Raw genomic sequence first — 20860 nt, 5'->3', positions numbered from 1 at the left:
TAAATTGCTGCCAGGTTTGAAATTGACGCTGTTCGTTAACGGCAAATCAACCCCGGACGCATAAAGTCAGAATCGCTATTAACGCTGTTAAAAAGCACCCTTCGGGGTGCTTTTTTTATGGCTGGAATTCAACCAGAAGTGGGTTGTGATCCGAGGCTCGCGTCACTAATACCGAAGCATCGGCTAGAGTAAGACCGCGGTAAAACACAAAATCGAGTGGTTTACCAAAAGCACGGCTGCGGTTATCGGTACTAAACTCAACTTCTTCCAGACCCGAGCCTTGGGCAAAACGCTGTAAAGCATTAACCCGCTGGCGACTCCAGGCATTGAAATCTCCCGCCAAAATAACCGGGCCACGGTGCATCGCAATTTGTTCACCAATCGGCTCTAACTGTTTACTGTAGACATCAACACCAAAACTGAAATTCACTGCGTGAATGTTCACAACCATCAATAAGCGGCCATCATGAATAGGATAAACAGTAATTAACGCCGACTTAGACAAGCGCAGCAGTGGCTCTCGCTCTCTCAATGGGCAACAGTAGACTGGGTGGGTAGCCGCTAATGTCATCACGCCAGAGGGGTGCTGAGGCAGCGCAAACGCAGGGACCTGATCAGCCGCCTGATAATGGGACGTAGCAAACCTCACCAACTCGGGTGTGGTTTGTGCTTCTTGCAGTAACATCAGTTGAGCATCACGCCCGAACTCTTTAAGCACAGATAGCCATTCAGCCCGCTGCTGCTTAAAGATATTCCACACCATCACACGCAGAAATTCAGTTGTCGGCAATGGCGCGCCTGGCGGTAACCCTTGCCCCAATTGTTTTGCAGAGCCAGGGAAAATCTGTTCAACCGGTTGACCTGCAACATACCGCATTGCATATGTTCGTTTCGGCACTTTGATGGCCTATTCCTTATTCGAAATCACTCAGGCTTGTAAGATAACCGCAGTGGATAGTTCATTGATTATACGCTCAGATGTCCCAGTCAGTAATGTCTTTTGCCCATGTTGCCTTTTTGATATTGGGATACTCAGAGATAGATTCAATCTATGTTATTCATAATGCACTAATAAGGCCTCTATTAACAAAAAAGCCCGCAACGCGGGCTGAAAATGAAAACCTGAAAGTGGAGTTAGTGGGTAACCAGCTGACTTGAGTATTTTTTATCAAGTTTACCGCTTAGCCTCACCAAGAGTAATGCAGCAACAACAATCACCCCACCAATCCATGGAGTCTGGGCTAAACCCACGCGAGTCACTGCCTGCCCCCCAAGAATTGACCCTAACGCAATTCCTACGTTAAATGCGGCAATATTCAAACCAGAAGCGACATCAACGGCATATGGTGTATATTCTTCCGCCTTTTGCACCACATAAACCTGTAGTCCTGGGACATTACCAAAGGCAAAAATACCCATAACCAGTAAGGTGATCAGTGCTGCAACACTGTGGTTGGCACTGAACTGGAAAACAAATAACAGACCGGCTAATGCAGTAAAGATAAAGCTCAAAGCAGGCACTGCACCATGGCGATCAGCCAGTTTCCCGCCCCAAATATTGCCAATCGCAACAGATACACCGTACGCCAGCAAAATCCAGCTTACGGCGGCAGCCGAGAACCCCGCTAGCTCTTGCATGACGGGTGCCAGGAAAGTAAACATGGTAAAGAAACCGCCGTATCCTAATGCAGTAATACCATAAATCAGCAATAAACGTGGGTGGGTCAGTACCTGCAATTGTTGTTTGATGTTGGCTGAAGCTTTATTAGGAATATTATTCGGCACCAAAATAGCACTGGCTATAATGGCCACAACACCAATCAGTGACACCGCCAGAAACGTTTCTCGCCAGCCGAAATGCTGCCCAATAAATGTCCCCAATGGAACCCCTGTCACCAGTGCCACCGTCAAGCCACCAAACATAATGGCAATAGCTGAGGCTGCTTTCTCTTTAGGTACCAGGCTGGTTGCGATAGTCGAGCCGATTGAGAAAAAGACCCCGTGAGCCAAGCCGGTTAATAGACGGGCGACAACCAATGATTCATAACCCGGTGATTGCCACGCTAATAAGTTACCTGACGTGAACAAAACCATGAGACCAATCAATAGCATTTTCCGAGGGATTCGCCCTGTTAATGCAGTCAGCACTGGAGCACCAATAGCCACCCCCAATGCATAAATTGAGACTAATAAACCCGCAGACGGAACAGAAACACCCAGCTGTTCGGCGATCGTCGGCACCAGCCCGACAATAACAAACTCCGTGGTACCAATAGCAAATGCACTGATGGTCAGTGCCAGTAAGGCGAGTGGCATTATCAACTCCAGAAAACAGTGATAAAAACAGGTCAATTTGATAGCGGCTATTATGGGCCTATGTTTAAATGACAAAAATGCTCAAAATATCAAAATATTTTTGCTGGAGTGGCAATAATGAAAGCAAACTCAGATGAACTGATTACCTTTGTGACCGTGGTGGAATGTGGCAGCTTCAGCCGTGCGGCAGAACAGCTTGAGCAAGCCAATTCGGTCGTAAGCCGAACAGTAAAAAAACTTGAGAATAAGTTAGGTGTCACTTTGCTTAATCGCACCACTCGGCAGATCAGCCTGACTCAGGAAGGTGAACATTATTTTCGGCGGGTACAAAATATTTTGCGGGAAATGGCGACAGCAGAAAATGAACTTCTGGATAATCAATTGAATCCTAGAGGATTACTTCGCATTGATGCCGCTACTCCAGTGGTACTACATATTATCGCGCCATTGATGGCTGAGTTTCGTCAGCGCTACCCTTTGGTGACTTTATCGTTGGTTTCGTCTGAAACATTCATCAATCTTATCGAGCGAAAAGTGGACATTGCTATCAGAGTGGGGACTTTACAGGACTCAACTTTGCGAGCCAGGAAACTGATGACCAGCTATCGCCATATTCTCGCCGCGCCAGCCTACTTGAAGCAGTATGGCACACCGCAAACAGCCGCAGATTTAAAGCATCATTTATGTTTGGGGTTTAATGATTTGCCCGCATTAAATCGCTGGCCTCTGGCGGGTGCTGATGGGCAACTTTATGAAATCAATTCAGATTTAACATCAAATAATGGAGAAACGCAGCGCCGCCTGTGTCTTGAGGGGAATGGTATTGCCTGCCTATCAGATTTTATGATCCAACACGATCTGCAACGTGGGGATTTGATACCGATACTACAAGAACACACGTTGCCGGTCGCAATGCCGATTAATGCCGTGTATTACAGTGACCAGGCTGTCAGTAATCGGCTGCGCTGTTTTATTGATTTTATCAATGAACGTCTAATATCGACGAGTCCGACAAAATAGAAACCACCTCCGGTGGGGGGCAGACTGCTGATAAAGTCAAATGAAGGGGAAGCGCCCCTAGGCACGGTCAACCTTTAACTAACTGAGTTATCAATAGCTTTGTCATTAACTTCAACCACCTCAAGCGAGGTGGCTTCATCAGTACTTAAACTAAAGTTAATCCCACTTTGGTGCTAAACCATCAGGGCTGACCAGCCGTTCGTCACGATCTAGCGTGGCGATCAGCGCCATATCTTCTGCGCTCAGATGTAAATCCTGAGCCAACAGATTGCTGGCTAAATTAGCCACTTTGGTTGAAGAAGGAATAACACTGTAGCCCAATTGCATCGCCCAGCTTAAAATGACCTGTGCAGGTGTCGCACCGTGCTGCTCAGCAATTTTCTTAATAACTGGCTCTGCTAATGCCTTGCCATAAGCCAGCGTCATATAAGAAGTGATTGAAATTCCATTTTCCTTCGCAAAATCAACAACTTTACGGTTTTGCAGTAATGGGGATAACTCGACTTGGTTAGTCGCTATGGCTTCAGCGCCTACCGCAGCTATAGCCTGCTTCATTAAATCAATGGTGAAATTAGAGATACCAATCTGACGGGTTAACCCCAATTCTTTGGCTTTCATCAACTCAGCCATAAATTCAGCAACAGGCACTTCATCATTTGGCGATGGCCAATGAATTAATGTCAGATCCACATAATCGGTTTTCAGCTTCTGCAAACTCTCTTGCAGGCTGGGAATTAATTTCCCTTGCGCTAAATTCGCAATCCAGATCTTAGTGGTGATGAATAGTTCGTCACGTTTAACACCGCTTTCTGCGATAGCCTGACCCACTGCGGCCTCATTTTCATATATCTGCGCTGTATCGATTGCACGATAGCCCAATGTTAATGCCTGGCTCACCGAATCAATAACAACTTGATCTTGGAGGCGAAAAGTTCCTAAACCGAATGCAGGTACGCTCATTGTAATTCCTCATTTTAAAGCGAGTTGATTTGTATCCTGGTTAATATGCTGTCGGGCAAAAAAACCATTGGTGTAAAAATCTGGCTGCCACCGGGAAGCAAGTAACTCAGCTTCCCGGTGAAAATCTGCAGTGATTATGCCAAGAGTTTTATTGCCAAAAAATGCCACATTCAACACAATACTTTTGATAAAAAATCAACAATGAGGAAATTAATGATGACTATGGCCAGCGACGGATCACCAATGATGTATTGATGCCACCAAAGGCAAAGTTATTGGTTTGGAAGAATTCAGTATCAATATAGCGCCCTTCCCCCATCAGATAATCCAGATCGCCGCAGGCAGGGTCTGGGTCTGTTAGATTAATGGTGGGGGCAAAGCGCCCGGCCCTCATCATCTCCAGACTCATCCAAGCTTCAAGCGCCCCGCAGGCTCCCAAGGTATGGCCGAAATAACTTTTCAGTGATGAAATTGGTGTCCGATTACCAAAAACAGCCGCTGTAGCCTGACTTTCTGCAATATCCCCGCGCTCAGTCGCCGTTCCATGGGCACTGATATATCCGATATCAGCAGCCGCCAGCCCCGCACTCAGCAAGGCTTTTTCAATACAAACTTGCATGGTTTCTTTTTGCGGCTGAGTAATATGGCTGGCATCGCAGTTAGTGTAAAAACCTATGATTTCACCATAAATAATGGCACCACGTGCTTGTGCATGCTCCAATTCTTCCAGAATCAGAGTGCCCGCGCCTTCACCAATAACCAAACCATCACGCTGACGATCAAAGGGCCGTGGTGATAACTTTGGTGAATCATTTAGCTGGCTGGTCGCAAACAATGTATCAAATACTGCCGCTTCAGAAGGGCACAGTTCCTCTGCCCCACCCGCAACCATCACCTTTTGGTAACCATGACGAATAGCCTCATAGGCATATCCGATTGCCTGACTACCGGAAGTACAAGCACTTGAGGTAGGGATAACTCGCCCACGCAAGCCAAAAAACAACCCAGTATTGACCGCGGCGGTATGGGGCATCATTTGTACATAGGTTGTACCAGTAATATTATTGGTATGCTTTTCAGTCAGCATGGTGGCAAATTCACTGACCGGCTTGGTGCTACCCGTTGAAGATCCATAGGCAATTCCCGTATCACCATTAGTTAGCACGCCTTCCCCAATCAGCCCCGCCTGCTCTAGCGCCAGCTCAGTCGCTCGGGTCGCCAACAGTGATACCCGCCCCATCGAGCGGATTCTCTTGCGGGTGTAGTGCGCCGGTATGACGAAATCATTAATCGGCGCGCCTAAATGCGTATTCAGCCCCTGATATTCCTCCCACTGCGGCATGTACTGCACCGCGTTTTCACCCGCATAAATTCGTGTCGAAATATCAGCCCAACTGCTACCGAAGGCGGTAACGCCACTCATGCCAGTAATCACAACTCGATTGGTGGCAACCATCCTGCTGCTCATACCATTCCTCCATTGATTGAAATCACCTGACGAGTCACGTAGCCGGCAATATCTGACATCAGATAACTGGCTAACCCAGCCACTTCTTCGGCCTCACCCATCCGTTTAAGGGGGATCATGCGCATCGCTCCTTCCAGAGCTATTGGCTCCATATTGATCATGCCGGTATCAATCAATCCAGGCGCAATGCAATTCACAGTAATTTTACGTTTCGCCAACTCCAGAGCCAGAGCCTTGCAAGCCCCGATAACCCCCGCTTTAGCCGCACTGTAATTCACCTGACCGCGATTCCCGACCACACCCGAAACGGAGGAAAGCGCAATAATTCGCCCACCTTTACGTAAGCCAATCATGGGCATCACACAGGGATGTAAGACGTTATAGAAACTGTCCAGATTGGTATGAATCACACCATCCCAATCCTCTTCCGTCAGTGCAGGGAAAGCGCCATCGCGGGTGATACCGGCATTGTTGACTACGCCGTAGTAGCCGCCATAAGTTGCGATATCTTGCTCCAGAACATCTTTGCACTGTTGCCTGGCACTAATATCAAAACCTATTAAGCGCCCTTCACCACCCGCATCAATAATCTGCCCCAGAGTCGCCTCAGCGCCAGCAACATCTCGGTGATAATGCACAGCCACTAAAAAACCATCTGCTGCCAGACGAAGTGCGATAGCTCGCCCGATCCCTTTACTGGCCCCAGTGACTAAAACAGAACGCTTCATGCGCCATTCCCTAATGTAAGTTTTTTTATTTCTTCGCCATCAGGCTGATATGTATTTAACCTGCCGCAAGCGACCTGCTTTCCTGCAATGCTGATACTGCACTCAAAACTGCCAATTTTTTCATCTTGTAAGATTAAATGAACACAGACCTGAAGCTCGCTGCCTGCCGGGAATACGAAAAGCTCACAACTGATAGCCCGCCCCCCCAGCAACATCCCGATAGTCGGTGGTGCTGCTTGTTGCAAACCGTGCCAGCCACGCCAGACGCCAATGGTTTGCGCCATTAATTCGACAGCAAACCAGTTGGGTAGACAGCCATCGGCATCAAGGAAAGGCGCGAGGACACTCTCTTGAGAAACAGTAACGCGACACTCGGCATTACTCTCCCCTACCGCATAAACTTTATCTAACATCACCATCGGTGATTGGTGTGGTAAGTAGTACTCAGCAGAATGCATCATCTGCCAGCCCCTAATATCAAGCACGCGTTGTTACCACCAAAAGCGAATGAGTTAGACAAAATAACCGGTGTCGTGAGCATTGCTGGCCCTGTGACCAAATTAATCCCGGCCAACGTTGCATCTCGAGAGCCTTGAGAAAAATCTTGTCTTGGTAGCGGCAAGGAATGATTCAGCATCAGCCAGCTTAGTGCCGCCTCGGTTGCCCCTGCGGCCCCCAAAGTATGTCCGGTAAGATGCTTAGTTGAACTACAGGGGGTCTGATGACCAAATACCCGATTCACGACCTGCGCTTCAACCTGATCATTTAAACGCGTCGCTGTCCCATGCAGATTAATGTACCCCACATCCACGGGCTGCAACCTGGCCTGACTTAATGCCATTTTGATGGCCTGCTCCGCCCCGCGCCCTTCAGGATGAGGAGCAGACATATGCCAGGCATCGGAGGACTCTCCAACCCCCAGTAGGGCGACAGGAGAAGGTTCGCGTGATAATAAAATCAATGCTGCCGCCTCACCAACGTTGATCCCTTTACGTTCTGCGGCAAAAGGAATACAGCGATCAGCCGACAATGATTCAAGGCTATGGAAGCCGTTGATGGGCATGCGGCACAAACTATCTGCGCCACCGACTATCGCTGCATCGACCATTCCTGATTCTATCAGACGTTTACCACTAATAATCGCCCGCACGCTGGAAGAACAAGCTGTGGACACGGTATAATTCGGGCCGGTTAAACCTAAATAGCGAGTGAGGAAGATGCTGGGATCACCTAACTCTTGCTGTTGGTAATGGTATCCCGCAGGAAACTCACCAGAACTGGGTTGATACTCCCTGACCGCCTGTTCCCCTTCGAAAATACCGGAAGTGCTGGTTCCCATAATCACGGCAACTCGTGATGCACCATAGCGGGCGATACACGCGATAATCTCAGGTTGAATTTGCGACAAGGCGGCCATTAATAGACGGTTGTTACGGCTATTGTGTGGCGCAAATTGTTCCGGCAATGGGGGTAACTCAGCATCAACTGCTCCCAACCAGATAGGCGAATCATCCAAGAGCCAACCCCGTTGGGGTGCCATTCCAGGGGCCAGTCCGGCACAGAGATTATCTCTCACTTCAGATAATGAATGACCCAGAGCATTGACCATCCCGACGGCGGAGAAATAGACCATCGTCGCTAGCCCTCCACATTTTGGATAGTAATACGATAGTGAAACACAAACTGCTCGATAGCTATTGGCTTACGGATGCCGCCCGACATTTGATAGCTAATCTCTGTCACTACCTGGCCTTTGTCGTCATATAATCTGCGTTTATCTTTTTCATCCACCAGCCGCCAATTTGTGGGTAATAGCGCAAACCATGATGCAGTGGGCCAATAACTCAGCATAATATCGGCAAGAACTTGATTAGCGGGGGGTAAACCAACAATCTTCATTGTTTGTTCTAAATGAATCCCCTGCTTGTCATAGGCAACTTTAAACAAGCGGATACCCAGAGGGGACAACCCAACCAAGGTTAATCGCTGCCCGTCAGCATGAAGGAGCACTAATAATGACTGCTGTTTCCCCTGTGCTGTTGCAGTCAATAACTGCTGCTGATTAATCGGCTCGGCTATCATCGGTTGTGGCAAATCAACCCGCACCCCGGGTTTAAGCCAGGCTTTAGGCTGTGTTTGGTCCGGTGAGCTTACACACCCCACAATCAACAAAACTAAAACCACTAATATTCCACCCCGTTTATCGATCACAGACGCTCTCCTTTTGGCTTGGCTAGCGCTAAAGGCGCTAATAAAAAGGCGGTAAATACACCACTGCTCAGCACAATGCCAAAGCTACTGATAGCTTGGGTATGACTGAATACCAACATGCCAAAGGTCAATTGAGTGGTAAATACGGCCATAAAAATGGCAAACATTGACGTACTGGGTGTCCCACGGGGGTTGGTGAAGAACAGGGTATAATTGATGCCAATACCCAACACCAATATCAATGCTAATAAAGAGAAGAGATTCAATGAATGGCCGGTAAGAGAAAGCACTGCTAGCCCCATTCCTAATGAAAGGAATGTGGGGGTGACACAGTACAAACCGCGACTGAGGCCAAATCGCCAACAATAGACCACAGCAATAACAACCACTGAAATCAGTAACAGCCATGATAAATAAGCGCGATAAAGAGAGAATAGCGCGTTGAATTCAGTTTTCCTGTCAACCCAACTCACCCCTGGTACTGACTCGGCCAACTGCTGTAATGCGGCAGGATTACTGACACTACTTACAGGGAGCAACATCGCTGTTCGCCCATCAGGTAATGAGAGCCAAAGTAACCGCCACCCTTCACTCACCACAGAGTCAAGCCATTGAAGTGGAGTCACCCACACTGTCGAGCTACCTTTTGCGGGTAATTCAGGCAAAGAAACACTCACACCCGCTTGTTGCAGTTTCTCGATAATTGCAGGGGTTGTTTGCTTAAGTAGGGCTAGATTTTGTTGTTGTCTAAGGAGTGAAGGCAATGGCAATAGCCGATAATTTTCAATCCATCCTGCTTTTTGAGCCTGTGACAGATAAGGTGAAAATTGCTCTAAGCGTTGCAATGCCTGTTCAGCATTATCACCATAAACAACAAACCATTTTTGGTCATTGTGCTGCCCCGTAAGCGCAGCAATACGCTGTTCCTGTTGTTGGAACTCAGGCGGCATGGCCTGTAATTCGCTGATATCATCATTCACTTGTAATGTAGCTAACCCGATGATAGTAAAAATAATAATTAAGATAGGCAAACCCAGTCGTAGCACTCGATTATATTGCCAACTCTTTAGCCACAGATGAATCAGTTTTAAGCTCGGTACTGGGCGAACTGGTAAGCGTTTAGCTAATATCGGATACCAGCACATCACTGTGATGCAAGCAGCAGTCAGACCTGCGGAAGCAAAAACAGCCAATTGCTGTAATCCGGGGAAAGGTGCAATAAGTAAAATCAGATAAGCTATCACGGTGGTCAATAGTGCCATTGACAGTGCCGGGAACAGTTTCGTCAAACTCGCCAACGGCGTCGTCTGACCGCCATGCGCCATACGGTCAGTCAAATAGTAAAGGGTATAATCCGCTGAAATACCGATGATACTGGCACTCAATACCAGTGTCATCACGTGGACTTCGCCAAAGATAAGTAACGTGGCAACCGCCCCAGCTAACGCCCCGATGGTTATCGAGAGAAGACATAAACCCAGTGGTAATAATGATTTAAACATGAGAAGGATCAGCAGGAATACACCGGCGACTGATATCAAACCAATAGTCGAAATATCACTTTCAGCCTGCTGACTGGCATAATTACTGTAAAAAATAGTGCCACGTTCCAATACTTCAGCACCAGGCCACCGTTGCTGAAGTTGTTGCTTTAATTCAGCCAATGAATCAACAGTGCTACGCGCACTGGCCATATCATAAGATGAAGCGCGCAATTCTCCGTGAATCAAATACCATTGGCGGCCATGACTATCTTTAGCCACCAGCCAGCCCTTATTTAAGCTTAATGTGCCGCTATTTTGTTGTTGTGCAAGCTGTGAGCCACGAACCAGTAGCAAGGGGTCATGCTTTAATTCTTTACCGCTCACCCCAGCAAATGCCGAATAAGTTTGCCCAAGTATCCATTGTGCTTGAGCATCGCCACCATGGCTTAAACGCAGGCGTGTCGCATCATCCAGCAATACATTGCGGTGCTGAAAGAAAAAAACGCCCCATTCCTGCTGCCGCTGAGCCGTCATTTCACCACTGACTTGATGTAACGCTGGCATTTTTTGTAACTGCTGTAACCACCAGTTCACTGGAGCCAATGTGTCATTCTCAGGGCTGACCAACCATACTAATTGACGATCAAGGCGTTGGTTAAACCCCTCAGTCAGCTCAGCAGGAACCCCGGCCAGTTCTTGTTTAGGCAATAAAGCCAGAACACTGCTATTAATCTGACTACGAGGGATTAGCCAGAGCAATGTTGCCAGCAATAGCAGACAAACAAGTAACCAGCCGATAGCCAGTTTTCGATGGCAATCAGTGCGCAAAAAGCTGCTGTTCGGCATGGCTCAGTGTCTTAGGTTCAGTTAATTGGTTGAAAAAACGGATATGGGTTCCATCTCCCTGCATGTCTTCTATATCAATAGTTTCCAGAAAATATTGACCATGCAATGTGATGGATTTAAATAACTTATCTAATGGCGTCGTTTTCGGGGTGAGCACTAATACCCAACGGTCTTGAGGCCTGTCAGTAAAAGTTAACGTAAAGTTTTGCTCCAGAACTGATGTGTCAGCATGGAATAATGCAGTTAATAAATGATTGAACTGGAACATTTGGGGATTACTGTCCGCAGTAATCACTTGTGAAGGCTGGCCGTCCATGGTTTGCACCATCCGCTTGTCATCCAACAACAGTGTCAGAACAAAAGGTTTCTGTTGTGACCACCAAAGCCCTTTCTCGCGAGAAATGAGTAGACTACCACTTGATTTTAAAGGTTTATCCATACCACTAATGCTACGTTGCTGTTCAAATTCGGCACGCAGTACCGGTTGTTCACCGAATCGCTGTTGCAGTGATGTCAGTGTGACTGCATGGGTAGTGAGGCTTAGACAAAGTAGTATGGCTGCCAGAATAGACTTCATAGGGTAATACCCATTTTCTCTAGCAACACTGCGGGCGAAACAAAATTCATTTCTTTTGTTGATGCATTAACTGCTACCTGAATGGTATATCCCGTAGTCATGCGCTTGCCGCTGGCGGCATCATAAATCTGGTAACCAATACGTAAACGATTTTCATATTCTTCGATGGAAGCACAAATATGAATACGCTGCTCAAATTCAAGCGGTGCAATGTATTTCACTCGCGTGTCGACTATCGGCCACACATAGCCTGAAGCCTGCATCTCCCGGTAGCCGTAATCAATTTGATTCAGTAATGCCTCTCGAGCAATTTCAAAATAACGGAAATAATTGCCGTGCCAAACTACCCCCATAGGATCGATATCATGGAAAGGGATGTTATGGACTATCCGGGTAGTAAAACGCGGGTCATCGGGTAAATTCATTTCACAAATTTCCTTGGTTTGGCTTCCCATCATTTAGATGCCAGAAGTCATAAAAATTAAACCAATCGAGTGGTGCTAATAGAGCGTAATGCTCCAAACGGGCTGCATAGCTATCCGCGGCGTTTTGCAAAGCAGATTGCCGGGTCGCTCGCGGTAATATCAGCGGATCAGCGAAAGGCTCAAAATAAACATGTAATTTTGCCGAACGCTCCGAGCCAATAACACCCGATGCCACCATCGATTTCGCTTGTCTGGACAGTTTTAAACCAAACATCAGAAACACAGGGCAACGCAGTGCAGCAGCCAAAGCAAAAGGCCCGACAGGGAAAGGAGCGGGGTGCCCTAAAAATGAACTCCAAATAACCCTTGGTTGGTTGTCTCGCTGATAAGGGCTAACAGAGGTACGATCCCCGACAATGGCCACCCATTCCCCTTCATCCAACTTTTGACGCAATAAGATGGCGGTATCAGGCCCAATGGCGGTAACCTGAATAAGGTTAATCAGAGCATGCGGGTTAATTTCTTTCATCACCTGATTAAAACGAGCTGCATGGTGAGTGAAAACCAATGCGTTGACCTTTACACCAACAGATAACTCAGCCAAAGCGCGACAAGACTCGATATCCCCTAAGTGGGATGCCAAAATGAGTGATCCTTGACGGGTGGCTATTTGTGCTTCACAGCGCTCACGCCCGACCAAAACCACATCTTTCCCAACCACTAAATCCCCTTGCCAGCTAGCCAATTTATCAAGCATGGATTCACCAAATCGCATGAAATGACGAAAGCTATTTAAAGATTCAGGTAAGGGATGATTTTGCTGTTTGGCGTAACTCACTAGCCGCTGTAAATAGAGAATTGAAGCTTTGCGTTGACGACGGCCTGTGAGCCAAAAATAACTGATAACCGGGTATAGCATCAGATTGAAAGCCGTCCGCCCCAGAACCTTGTAACTGCGTAGCATCAAACGCATGCCCCATAAGCCACTGCGTTCTTTAGTTTGAGACCAATGATTTTCGGGCTTTCGCAGATGACGCTGAAGTAAGGTAGGTATGCGTGGCAACATGCCAAAGAATAAACGAGTATGCATCCAGGAAATACGCAGATTGTCATGTAACGCATCAAAATGCGAAATACCATTTTCAGGATAAGTGACCCTTGTTGGCAAGAAGCGGCTTTCCGTACCCTGCCAATATAATTTGACCATCACTTCTGTATCAAAATCCATCCGCACACCCAATGAATGCTGGGCAGCCACAGCCAGTGTTTCAGCGATCGGATAGACACGAAAACCACACATACTGTCTTTTAGCGACAGCGATAATGTTTCGATCCATACCCAGAAGTGAGTGATATAGCGGCCATAAAGTCGGGCTTTTGGTACTGATTTATCGTAAATCGGCCTCCCTGAAATGAGACAATGAGGATGTTTTTCCGCCTCAGCCAACAGAGTCGGAATATCCGACAACTGGTGCTGGCCATCAGCATCGACTTGTAATCCATGGCTATAGCCATGTTTTTGGGCCACGGCTAATCCATTCAGTACCGCCTGACCCTTCCCCCTATTTTCAGGGTGTGTTACTAGTACAACCCAAGGATATTCCGCCGCTAAACGCGTTAGTTCGTTTGCAGTACCAGCATCACTACCATCATCTATTATCAGGCAAGGGAGTTGATGTTTAGCCAACTTCGATAATACGCCCGCCATGGTTCCACCATGATTGAAACAAGGTATCACCAGGCACGGAGCGAAAGAGGTTACTGACATAGAGAGATCTTTCCGCTGCTGGCCGTTACTTCCCCATGAACAAGGTATTTGAATATCAGCTTATGTTCCGTTCGCACCCAATTAAGCACTAAGGTCACTTTATCTTCAGGCATCAGTGGTCGCTGAAATTTTACAACATCAATACTCTTCACCGTAGGTAACTCACCTAGCAACTGATTAGCATAGTGCATAACCCAATTAATTTGTGCCACACCAGGTAGTATCGGACAATCGGGAAAATGACCACTAAACCACTTTAATTCAGCAGGCAATGCAAGACTGATATTTGCGAGGTGATTGCCCGTTATTGTTTGAGCGATAACAATAGGGAACATCATAAGAACAGCTCCTGTAGCAGCGCATAATCGCGCTTTCCTTGCAAATTAACAGGCATAACATCAACCACTCGCAAACGACGAGGAAGAGAGACAGGTTCAAGCCAATTCCGTAAGCTGCTTCGCAAATTTTGAGTAAAAGAACCTAGTGTTACCATTGAAAGCTGCTGCTTGCCATAATCTGTCAACACCACAACCGCAGCAATACTCACTCTTTCGTTTTGGGTTAAAACCAATACCGTAGCTTCGGCAATATCAGGAAGTGATATTAGGCGCAGTTCAATCTCCGTCAGAGAAACACGTTTCTCTTCTATTTTTACGATTCGATCTTTACGCCCTGCCAGATAAAAACTCTGCCCATCATCAGATAATTCAATAATATCACTCATTGCCATACCTGTAGATTCAGGTATCAAAGCAGAGTAAACAGTAAAAGTATTATCACTATTAATAGTTAGCGTTACCCCTGAGAAAAACTGCCAGGGTTGCAGTTGCGCTAGCTGTTGGCGATAAGCAATCAGACCTGTTTCCGTCGCCCCATAAATCTCTGTCGGCAACGTACCCAAGGTTTTCAGAGTAGCTTGAGCATCATGAAAATTGAGCGGCCCGCCAGCAGAAAAAATCTGCTGACACGGTATAGGAGCCAATTTCGTATCTATACGTTTTAGAAACGCGGGGCTACTAATAAATATGAGCGAGAAAAATTCAGAAAGTTGCTGAAGTTGTTCATGGTAACCAATCAACTCGGCCTGAAAGGGTATGCCTAGCGAAAGGGGTAAAAAGAGTCGAAAAGTCAGCCCATATAAGTGTTGATGAGAAACCGAAGCAACAATCAATGGGTTGCTCTTTTTGTCAAAATACCGACCCCATTTTTCCGCCAACCAATGGCTTTCAGTGTCCAGACTGGCAATAGATTTGACCACTGCTTTAGGTGCGCCTGTAGAACCCGAGGTGAAAAGGATCAAAGAAGCATCACAAGACCAATCAGGAAGTGGATGACAAATAGTATCAACTGGGGCATGGTCAGCCACCATTACAGTCGGGCAATTAAGATTCAGCAACTGGTCAGTCAGCATGCCATCAAATTGATGCAATTGTTCCTTAAGAACCGCCTCACGCGCATGACCGAAAATAATCGGTGTTTTTTTACAATATAGCGTGGCGAGCAATGCGACAGTAAACCAATAGCTATTTTCAAAACACAATGCCCAGCGGCTTGTGGATAAAGTGGTTATTCTCTCCACAAGATAAGTAACATCACACCTTAGTTGGCGCAAAGTTACCTTCTTCGCGCCAAATAGAGTGATAATCAAGGCATCATCTCTAGAATGATCCAACCAATTAGCCATAGGCAAATTCACGGCTGTTGAACCCTTTTCCTGATTATCCATTCCATACCCATCAAAGAACCCATCAATAAATAGCTCAAGCCACCGTTATATAAGGCCCATAAGTGCATATCGCCGTACAAACAAGTAGCCAAAGCAATGGTGCCATTCATTGCAAAAAATACGCACCATACTTGTGTCACCTTTCGGGTATAAACCACGCCTTGGGGCGACAATTCAGGCTCAGTCAATCTTGCCAATCTTTCAATTATGGGAGGAGGGCGAAACAAAGAGCAGGTAAATAGCGCCAGTAAAAAGATATTGACTATTACAGGATAAAACAGCAACCACTGGGCTTTTCCTAAGCCCCAACTTGCCAAAGATAGAACCATACCGGCAAGTGCAAGCACTTTACCTAGCCAGAGTTGTTGTTTAATTTTGCTGCGTACAACAAAGAGGCGCAATATAAACATCAATAGCAGTATTGGGGCTAACACATGTAATCCCCAGCGATCTAAGCCGAACCAGACCGCCAGTGGGTAGGCTATAAATGCAATAACGGTGAAGACTTTAAGCAAAACAGTCAGGTGACCAATGAATAAATTACTCTGATTATCTGTCACCTGATTTCACCATTTATGGCTTGGCGTTCAATAAATTATCGACTGCATCAACAATATCTTGAACAGTTCGAACTGATTTGAACATTTCCGGCATTATTTTTTTCCCGGTAGCTTTCTGCAAATGCACAACCAGATCGACTGCGTCAATACTGTCTAACTCTAATTCTTCATATAACTTTGATTCTGGCTTAATATCAGATTCATTAATATCAAAAAGCTTAACCAAAAGCGATGTAACCTGATGATAAATTTCTTGTTTTTCCATTGTTACAATATCCTGTTAGTTACGCTGTTCAGAAATAAATTTCGCGAGCGTTTCTACCGAATAAAAGTGCTTGCGCATATCTTCACTCTCCGCAGAGAGCACGACGCTATATTTGTTTTTGAGTGCTAATCCAAGTTCCAGAGCATCAATCGAATCTAAACCTAAACCATCACCAAATAATGCAGCCTGTGAATCAATATCATCCACCGACATCCCTTCCAGATTTAGGGCATCAATAATTAGCAGTTTGATCTCACTACTCAATAATTCCATTAACTCTTTCTCTTAGATTCAGGCATTAATGCACAGGTTAGATGCTTAGTCAGTCGCCTTGCAGCAAGCGCTAGCGATAAATCACTATCATTGATAAATTCATTACTATTGATTTTATTTTGAACAATAATATTAAATTGAGGCTTTACCGGCGGAATATTATACCATTTAAGTTCTTTCGTCAGCATTGGAGGATTACAATCTATATAAACAATACGGATATCGCATCCGCTATTCAATGCAATATTCGCGGCCCCTCGTTGTAAACTCAGTTCACAACCTGCGGTTGTTCTCGTTCCTTCAGGGAATATAAGGATACTACCCCCCTTGGCTAATCGAGCTTTGCAGTGTATTAATAACTTATCTGACTCAGTATTAACCAAATAACCCGCAGACTTAATAACACCTGCAACAAATATATTACTTAACAATGCATCCTTGACAATACAATCACACCTTGGCATATGTGCAGCTAGCAACACATAATCTAATAAGCTTGGATGGTTAGCAACAATCAAACACCCTGCGTCTTCAGAGAACAGCTCATTATTTTCTATTTGATAATCGAAAACACCGAGAAATCTGGCTATACGTAGAAACAGCTGAAAACTATAACGAATACTTTGCTGTGTGATCTGATTTCTGGTTGTTTCCGAGCGTATAATCAAGCGTAAGGCGGAAAACCATACAAGGGATAATAACAGCCCTCCTAAGCCAAAAAGCATGAAGCAAAAAGCGGTTGCAACAACTCGCCACAAACGATTTAGCAAGGAAGAATGCTGGGGTGCAGTTTGAACTACAAGAGAACTATCCATCACTGGCTCCAGTGCCAATTGTTTTGCTGACCTTGTATTACGAAAGAAGAATTTTTATTCAACCAATTATGCAAGAAAGTAAGTCCCTGCGGAAATTCCGAATTAACACTATTGATGCTAGAAATACTTTCACACCGTAAATCATCGCCAGCAGTTAACAATAATGCTAACGCATAGGGTAACCCTATCGGAGACGTCTGAGAATGATAAAAATCAGGTAGAACTCCATCAAAATCGACTAATAGCACCCGCTCAGCGCCACAAGCGAGCATCCCCATAGCTTCGAGGATACCTTGTTGAAAACTGTCTATTCCTGCTGCAAGTGACGTTACAGGCAATGTATCGTTTGCAGTGATAGTTAACCATCCAGATGCCGTATTGTGAACTGACATGGCAAAATCGGTTGGAGAAATGCTCTGCTGCTGCTGGAGGCATTGTAGTATCTTGTAAGTACGTTCCAACTCTCCATGGCGGCTGGTAAATATTGCCATATCTGCAGTTTCTGCCCCTAACAATGAAAGCCCTGCTTCAACTGCTAACCGGCTACCGGTACTCATCCTTCTGGCGGACATCATAGGTATATGCGATGACTTAGGTAGATCCCCTTGCCATACAGTGTTATTTTCACCATTTTTCGCCCAAGCAAGCCACTGCTCACGAACTCCCATACCTGGAGCTAAAGCACACCAATTCAGTATATTCAGCGAATGAGCCACGATCTCCAGACATCCCAAGTAGCAAGCAGTAAAGCGAGACAATTTATTCTATTTCCAGGTAAAAAGCATTTAAAAATTTGATTATTCTGCTTTTGTTTAAGAATCACTTATATTCATACTTTGAATGTGATTAAAAACCCAAAATGAAATATTCATATATCGGCATACTTTTAATAATCTTTAGATAAATCCCAAACTAATTTATATTTACGTGAAGAAAATCAACAAATATGAATAACAACATTTAGATTACATTTATGTAAAATAAAAGCAATGTAAGAATATTTGTGTATTTGAATGAGTCAGAGTATTTTATCCTTGCTATACAGCATGCTGCGTTATTCCTCTCATGGACTAACATGAAAATTATTAATTAATTGGATCATTATGAAACTATTAAAAACGCTTTTAATCGGGCTTGTATCTCTTGCATTTATTACTGGGTGCTCCAGTACCACGCCAATACAAAATGTAAGCCAAACAGTAATTGGCAATCATACTACTGCTGAAATACAAAAAGCGATTATGGCCGGAGGGGTAAAACGAGGCTGGATAATGACTCCTGCCTCTGACGGTGTGATTAATGGAAAATTAATAAATCGCGACCATGCGGTTGAAATCCAAATCACATATAGTGCTAATAATTATCAAGTGAAATATATTGGCAGCACTAATATGGATACTAAGAATGGGAAGATACATTCAAAATACAATCGCTGGATTGCTAATTTGAACAAAGATATTCAGATCCAGCTCAGTCAACCTTCACTATAACATCATAAATAACAATAAGTTATTATAAAAACTCACCATTCAAAGAGAATCACACTGAATGGTGAGATATTACTTGGATTACGAGGACGTCAGCTTGCGCTACGGATATGACAAGGATCAAATCACTGCTTTGGCGGCAATAACTGAAGCTCAAAAAATAGCTTTTGCCCCCATGCTATTTCAAGCTGCACTTAACCTGAGGGAATCAGGAATTTTAGCCGCGTTAGATAGCTCAGGTAAGAACGGAATAACATTGGATGAGATTGAAGGCTATTGTTCGCTCAGCCGATACGCCATCAGTATCTTATTGGACATGGGACTGAGTGGCCACATTCTCTACCAGCAGGGAAAACATTTTCATCTGGGCAAGATTGGTCATTACTTACTACATGACCAAATGACCCGTGTAAATATGGATTTCACACGAGACGTTTGTTACCAAGGATTATTCAGTTTAAAAGAATCCCTGGAGACAGGCAAACCAGCAGGATTATCTGTATTTGGTGAATGGCCAACAATTTATCCAGCATTGAGTGAATTGCCCAGCGCAGCCCGCGAGAGCTGGTTTGCCTTTGATCACTTCTATTCAGATAATGCCTTTCAACTTGCTCTAAAGACAATCTTTGATCTTGAACCTAAACATATATATGACATCGGCGCTAATACAGGAAAATGGGCCCTACAATGTGTCGCCTATGATCCTGATGTAAAAATAACCCTATTGGACTTGCCACAGCAAATAGCTTTAGCCAGTGAGAATGTCAAAAACAAAGGTTATAGCGATCGTATTAGTTCATATCCCGTAGATCTGTTATTGGCAGATAAATTACCTGGGGAAGCCGATGTTTGGTGGATGAGCCAGTTTCTAGACTGCTTCAGTGAAGAAAGAATTATCCATATTCTCAAGCTTATTCATCGTGCGATGAAACCAGATAGTTATGTATGTATTATGGAGATATTCTGGGATAGGCAACAATTCGAAGCCGGCGCATTTAGCTTAAATGCCTCATCTCTTTATTTTACATGTATGGCTAACGGCAATAGCCGTTTTTATCACTCAGATACATTTTACCAGTGCTTATCAGCTGCTGGGTTATATGTTGAGGAAGATATTGATGGTCTTGGCATTGGTCATACGTTATTAGTCTGCCGTAAAGAATCAGCTTAGTACGAAGCCCTCAGATTGGGGGCTTATACACCCCCCATTCCTATCCCCTGCTTTAATCACACTTAGCCACCAAGGCTTTTCATTCGCTATGGGCTGTGGGCTGTGGGCTGTGGACTGTGGTCTGTTAAATTACGAACATAATTAACTAAGAGATATCTGCCTACGAGTAGGAGTATTACCGCATGACTCGATTAAGAGATAGGTTATTGGGGGATAGATTTAGTCGACTAAAAATAGATAGAAGTTAAAATGCAAAAAACCCCTGAATCGATGATTCAGGGGTTTTGCAATAAGTGGCGGAACGGACGGGGCTCGAACCCGCGACCCCCTGCGTGACAGGCAGGTATTCTAACCAACTGAACTACCGCTCCACCGATTCTTTTACGTGTATCTTCCTGATACCCATCCTTTACAGGACCAGCGCTCCTCGCTGTGCAAAACCGCTCATGGCGATTTTGTCAGTTACCAGATGTCATTCTGATAACTCGTGTTTGATGCCTGGCAGTGTCCTACTCTCGCATGGGGAGACCCCACACTACCATCGGCGCTACGGCGTTTCACTTCTGAGTTCGGCATGGGTTCAGGTGGTGCCACCGCGCTATGGCCGCCAGGCAAATTCTGTTTCAATTAACTCGCTCGGTATTTCTACCCAGCCAGCCAATCCAATCTCGGAACTTCGCTGAAAATATCTATCTCTCAAATCCAAAACACCTTCGGTGTTGTAAGGTTAAGCCTCACGGATCATTAGTACTGGTTAGCT

The 20860-nt window shown here is 45.3% G+C and carries 22 protein-coding genes, 1 tRNA gene and 1 rRNA gene; 3 read left to right on the top strand and 21 right to left on the bottom strand.

Features of this window, described 5'->3' with window-relative positions:
* Window positions 1–115: 115 nt before the first annotated feature.
* Together ACNSO8_RS14010 and ACNSO8_RS14005 are read right to left on the bottom strand one after the other, a co-directional pair.
* Window positions 116–898, bottom strand: coding sequence for an endonuclease/exonuclease/phosphatase family protein (locus ACNSO8_RS14010; protein ID WP_418394985.1), 783 nt, complete (start codon window positions 896–898; stop codon window positions 116–118).
* Between the two features lie 236 nt (window positions 899–1134).
* Entirely contained in the window at window positions 1135–2316 is a 1182-nt protein-coding gene (locus ACNSO8_RS14005; protein WP_418394984.1) for an MFS transporter, read from the bottom strand.
* 117 nt (window positions 2317–2433) lie between these two features.
* Here ACNSO8_RS14005 and yafC point away from each other — a divergent pair, with 117 nt between their 5' ends.
* The gene (yafC, locus tag ACNSO8_RS14000; RefSeq protein WP_418394983.1) at window positions 2434–3336 is read left to right on the top strand and encodes a DNA-binding transcriptional regulator YafC; all 903 of its coding nucleotides are present in this window, start codon (window positions 2434–2436) and stop codon (window positions 3334–3336) included.
* 156 nt (window positions 3337–3492) lie between these two features.
* On the opposite strand, the gene dkgB is transcribed toward yafC, so the two are convergent.
* The 17 genes from dkgB to ACNSO8_RS13915 all read right to left on the bottom strand — a co-directional run bounded on the left by dkgB (window position 3493) and on the right by ACNSO8_RS13915 (window position 18158).
* Window positions 3493–4296, bottom strand: coding sequence for a 2,5-didehydrogluconate reductase DkgB (dkgB, locus tag ACNSO8_RS13995; RefSeq protein ID WP_418394982.1), 804 nt, complete (start codon window positions 4294–4296; stop codon window positions 3493–3495).
* Between the two features lie 220 nt (window positions 4297–4516).
* Window positions 4517–5752: a beta-ketoacyl-ACP synthase gene (locus tag ACNSO8_RS13990; RefSeq protein ID WP_418394986.1), complete on the bottom strand. Its 1236-nt coding sequence runs from the start codon at window positions 5750–5752 to the stop codon at window positions 4517–4519.
* Between the two features lie 8 nt (window positions 5753–5760).
* Window positions 5761–6492 carry a 3-ketoacyl-ACP reductase FabG2 gene (locus ACNSO8_RS13985; RefSeq protein WP_418394981.1) on the bottom strand — a complete coding sequence of 244 codons (732 nt, stop codon included), beginning with the start codon at window positions 6490–6492 and terminating at the stop codon, window positions 5761–5763.
* Window positions 6489–6953 carry a 3-hydroxy-fatty acyl-ACP dehydratase gene (locus tag ACNSO8_RS13980; RefSeq protein ID WP_418394980.1) on the bottom strand — a complete coding sequence of 155 codons (465 nt, stop codon included), beginning with the start codon at window positions 6951–6953 and terminating at the stop codon, window positions 6489–6491. The genes ACNSO8_RS13985 and ACNSO8_RS13980 overlap by 4 nt, the downstream gene beginning before the upstream one ends.
* Window positions 6950–8125, bottom strand: a complete 1176-nt coding sequence (locus ACNSO8_RS13975; RefSeq protein ID WP_418394979.1) for a beta-ketoacyl-[acyl-carrier-protein] synthase family protein — start codon at window positions 8123–8125, stop codon at window positions 6950–6952. Before ACNSO8_RS13975 ends, ACNSO8_RS13980 begins: the two co-directional genes overlap by 4 nt.
* Window positions 8126–8130: 5 nt before the next feature.
* Window positions 8131–8703: a DUF3261 domain-containing protein gene (locus tag ACNSO8_RS13970; protein ID WP_418394978.1), complete on the bottom strand. Its 573-nt coding sequence runs from the start codon at window positions 8701–8703 to the stop codon at window positions 8131–8133.
* Window positions 8700–11033, bottom strand: coding sequence for an MMPL family transporter (locus ACNSO8_RS13965; protein WP_418394977.1), 2334 nt, complete (start codon window positions 11031–11033; stop codon window positions 8700–8702). The genes ACNSO8_RS13970 and ACNSO8_RS13965 overlap by 4 nt, the downstream gene beginning before the upstream one ends.
* Window positions 11005–11610 carry a LolA family protein gene (locus ACNSO8_RS13960; protein ID WP_418394976.1) on the bottom strand — a complete coding sequence of 202 codons (606 nt, stop codon included), beginning with the start codon at window positions 11608–11610 and terminating at the stop codon, window positions 11005–11007. The genes ACNSO8_RS13965 and ACNSO8_RS13960 overlap by 29 nt, the downstream gene beginning before the upstream one ends.
* Entirely contained in the window at window positions 11607–12035 is a 429-nt protein-coding gene (locus tag ACNSO8_RS13955) for an acyl-CoA thioesterase (protein ID WP_418394975.1), read from the bottom strand. Before ACNSO8_RS13955 ends, ACNSO8_RS13960 begins: the two co-directional genes overlap by 4 nt.
* A gap of 1 nt (window position 12036) precedes the next feature.
* Window positions 12037–13803: a glycosyltransferase family 2 protein gene (locus ACNSO8_RS13950; protein ID WP_418394974.1), complete on the bottom strand. Its 1767-nt coding sequence runs from the start codon at window positions 13801–13803 to the stop codon at window positions 12037–12039.
* Window positions 13794–14141 (bottom strand): hydroxymyristoyl-ACP dehydratase, encoded by a 348-nt coding sequence (locus ACNSO8_RS13945; RefSeq protein ID WP_418394973.1) that lies wholly within the window; start codon window positions 14139–14141, stop codon window positions 13794–13796. Before ACNSO8_RS13945 ends, ACNSO8_RS13950 begins: the two co-directional genes overlap by 10 nt.
* The gene (locus ACNSO8_RS13940; RefSeq protein WP_418394972.1) at window positions 14138–15529 is read right to left on the bottom strand and encodes an AMP-binding protein; all 1392 of its coding nucleotides are present in this window, start codon (window positions 15527–15529) and stop codon (window positions 14138–14140) included. The genes ACNSO8_RS13945 and ACNSO8_RS13940 overlap by 4 nt, the downstream gene beginning before the upstream one ends.
* On the bottom strand, window positions 15496–16089 hold the full coding sequence (locus ACNSO8_RS13935) for a hypothetical protein (RefSeq protein ID WP_418394971.1): 594 nt from the start codon (window positions 16087–16089) through the stop codon (window positions 15496–15498). Before ACNSO8_RS13935 ends, ACNSO8_RS13940 begins: the two co-directional genes overlap by 34 nt.
* 13 nt (window positions 16090–16102) lie before the next feature.
* Window positions 16103–16354 (bottom strand): acyl carrier protein, encoded by a 252-nt coding sequence (locus tag ACNSO8_RS13930; RefSeq protein WP_418394970.1) that lies wholly within the window; start codon window positions 16352–16354, stop codon window positions 16103–16105.
* Between the two features lie 15 nt (window positions 16355–16369).
* Entirely contained in the window at window positions 16370–16627 is a 258-nt protein-coding gene (locus ACNSO8_RS13925) for a phosphopantetheine-binding protein (protein WP_418394969.1), read from the bottom strand.
* A complete protein-coding gene (locus ACNSO8_RS13920) occupies window positions 16627–17442 on the bottom strand; it encodes a lysophospholipid acyltransferase family protein (RefSeq protein ID WP_418394968.1) in 816 nt (271 codons plus the stop codon). Before ACNSO8_RS13920 ends, ACNSO8_RS13925 begins: the two co-directional genes overlap by 1 nt.
* A complete protein-coding gene (locus ACNSO8_RS13915) occupies window positions 17442–18158 on the bottom strand; it encodes a beta-ketoacyl synthase chain length factor (protein WP_418394967.1) in 717 nt (238 codons plus the stop codon). The genes ACNSO8_RS13920 and ACNSO8_RS13915 overlap by 1 nt, the downstream gene beginning before the upstream one ends.
* Window positions 18159–18545: 387 nt before the next feature.
* Between ACNSO8_RS13915 and ACNSO8_RS13910 the strand changes: the two genes are divergently transcribed.
* The gene (locus ACNSO8_RS13910; RefSeq protein ID WP_418394966.1) at window positions 18546–18932 is read left to right on the top strand and encodes a hypothetical protein; all 387 of its coding nucleotides are present in this window, start codon (window positions 18546–18548) and stop codon (window positions 18930–18932) included.
* A 58-nt stretch (window positions 18933–18990) separates the two neighbouring features.
* A complete protein-coding gene (locus ACNSO8_RS13905; RefSeq protein ID WP_418394965.1) occupies window positions 18991–20100 on the top strand; it encodes a methyltransferase in 1110 nt (369 codons plus the stop codon).
* Between the two features lie 294 nt (window positions 20101–20394).
* Here ACNSO8_RS13905 and ACNSO8_RS13900 read toward each other — a convergent pair.
* Together ACNSO8_RS13900 and rrf are read right to left on the bottom strand one after the other, a co-directional pair.
* Window positions 20395–20471, bottom strand: a tRNA-Asp gene (locus ACNSO8_RS13900).
* Window positions 20472–20596: 125 nt separating this feature from the next.
* Window positions 20597–20712 (bottom strand): 5S ribosomal RNA (rrf, locus tag ACNSO8_RS13895).
* Between the last annotated feature and the right edge of the window lie 148 nt (window positions 20713–20860).

The organism is Yersinia sp. LJYL362 (assembly GCF_048323875.1).
The sequence above is the reverse complement of the archived record's forward strand: the minus strand, read 5'-3'. Positions and strand labels throughout refer to the sequence as shown.

Excerpts from the sequence above, each read along its gene's own strand:
- ACNSO8_RS13945 (WP_418394973.1), bottom strand. The coding sequence starts at position 14,141 with ATGATGTTCCCTATTGTTATCGCTCAAACAATAACGGGCAATCACCTC.
- ACNSO8_RS13965 (WP_418394977.1), bottom strand. The coding sequence starts at position 11,033 with ATGCCGAACAGCAGCTTTTTGCGCACTGATTGCCATCGAAAACTGGCT.
- ACNSO8_RS13980 (WP_418394980.1), bottom strand. The coding sequence starts at position 6,953 with ATGATGCATTCTGCTGAGTACTACTTACCACACCAATCACCGATGGTG.
- ACNSO8_RS13955 (WP_418394975.1), bottom strand. The coding sequence starts at position 12,035 with ATGAATTTACCCGATGACCCGCGTTTTACTACCCGGATAGTCCATAAC.
- ACNSO8_RS13940 (WP_418394972.1), bottom strand. The coding sequence starts at position 15,529 with ATGGATAATCAGGAAAAGGGTTCAACAGCCGTGAATTTGCCTATGGCT.
- ACNSO8_RS13910 (WP_418394966.1), top strand. The coding sequence starts at position 18,546 with ATGAAACTATTAAAAACGCTTTTAATCGGGCTTGTATCTCTTGCATTT.
- yafC (WP_418394983.1), top strand. The coding sequence starts at position 2,434 with ATGAAAGCAAACTCAGATGAACTGATTACCTTTGTGACCGTGGTGGAA.
- ACNSO8_RS13975 (WP_418394979.1), bottom strand. The coding sequence starts at position 8,125 with ATGGTCTATTTCTCCGCCGTCGGGATGGTCAATGCTCTGGGTCATTCA.
- ACNSO8_RS13925 (WP_418394969.1), bottom strand. The coding sequence starts at position 16,627 with ATGGAATTATTGAGTAGTGAGATCAAACTGCTAATTATTGATGCCCTA.
- ACNSO8_RS13930 (WP_418394970.1), bottom strand. The coding sequence starts at position 16,354 with ATGGAAAAACAAGAAATTTATCATCAGGTTACATCGCTTTTGGTTAAG.
- ACNSO8_RS13990 (WP_418394986.1), bottom strand. The coding sequence starts at position 5,752 with ATGGTTGCCACCAATCGAGTTGTGATTACTGGCATGAGTGGCGTTACC.
- ACNSO8_RS13950 (WP_418394974.1), bottom strand. The coding sequence starts at position 13,803 with ATGTCAGTAACCTCTTTCGCTCCGTGCCTGGTGATACCTTGTTTCAAT.
- ACNSO8_RS14005 (WP_418394984.1), bottom strand. The coding sequence starts at position 2,316 with ATGCCACTCGCCTTACTGGCACTGACCATCAGTGCATTTGCTATTGGT.
- dkgB (WP_418394982.1), bottom strand. The coding sequence starts at position 4,296 with ATGAGCGTACCTGCATTCGGTTTAGGAACTTTTCGCCTCCAAGATCAA.
- ACNSO8_RS13985 (WP_418394981.1), bottom strand. The coding sequence starts at position 6,492 with ATGAAGCGTTCTGTTTTAGTCACTGGGGCCAGTAAAGGGATCGGGCGA.
- ACNSO8_RS13920 (WP_418394968.1), bottom strand. The coding sequence starts at position 17,442 with ATGGATAGTTCTCTTGTAGTTCAAACTGCACCCCAGCATTCTTCCTTG.
- ACNSO8_RS13960 (WP_418394976.1), bottom strand. The coding sequence starts at position 11,610 with ATGAAGTCTATTCTGGCAGCCATACTACTTTGTCTAAGCCTCACTACC.
- ACNSO8_RS13905 (WP_418394965.1), top strand. The coding sequence starts at position 18,991 with ATGGTGAGATATTACTTGGATTACGAGGACGTCAGCTTGCGCTACGGA.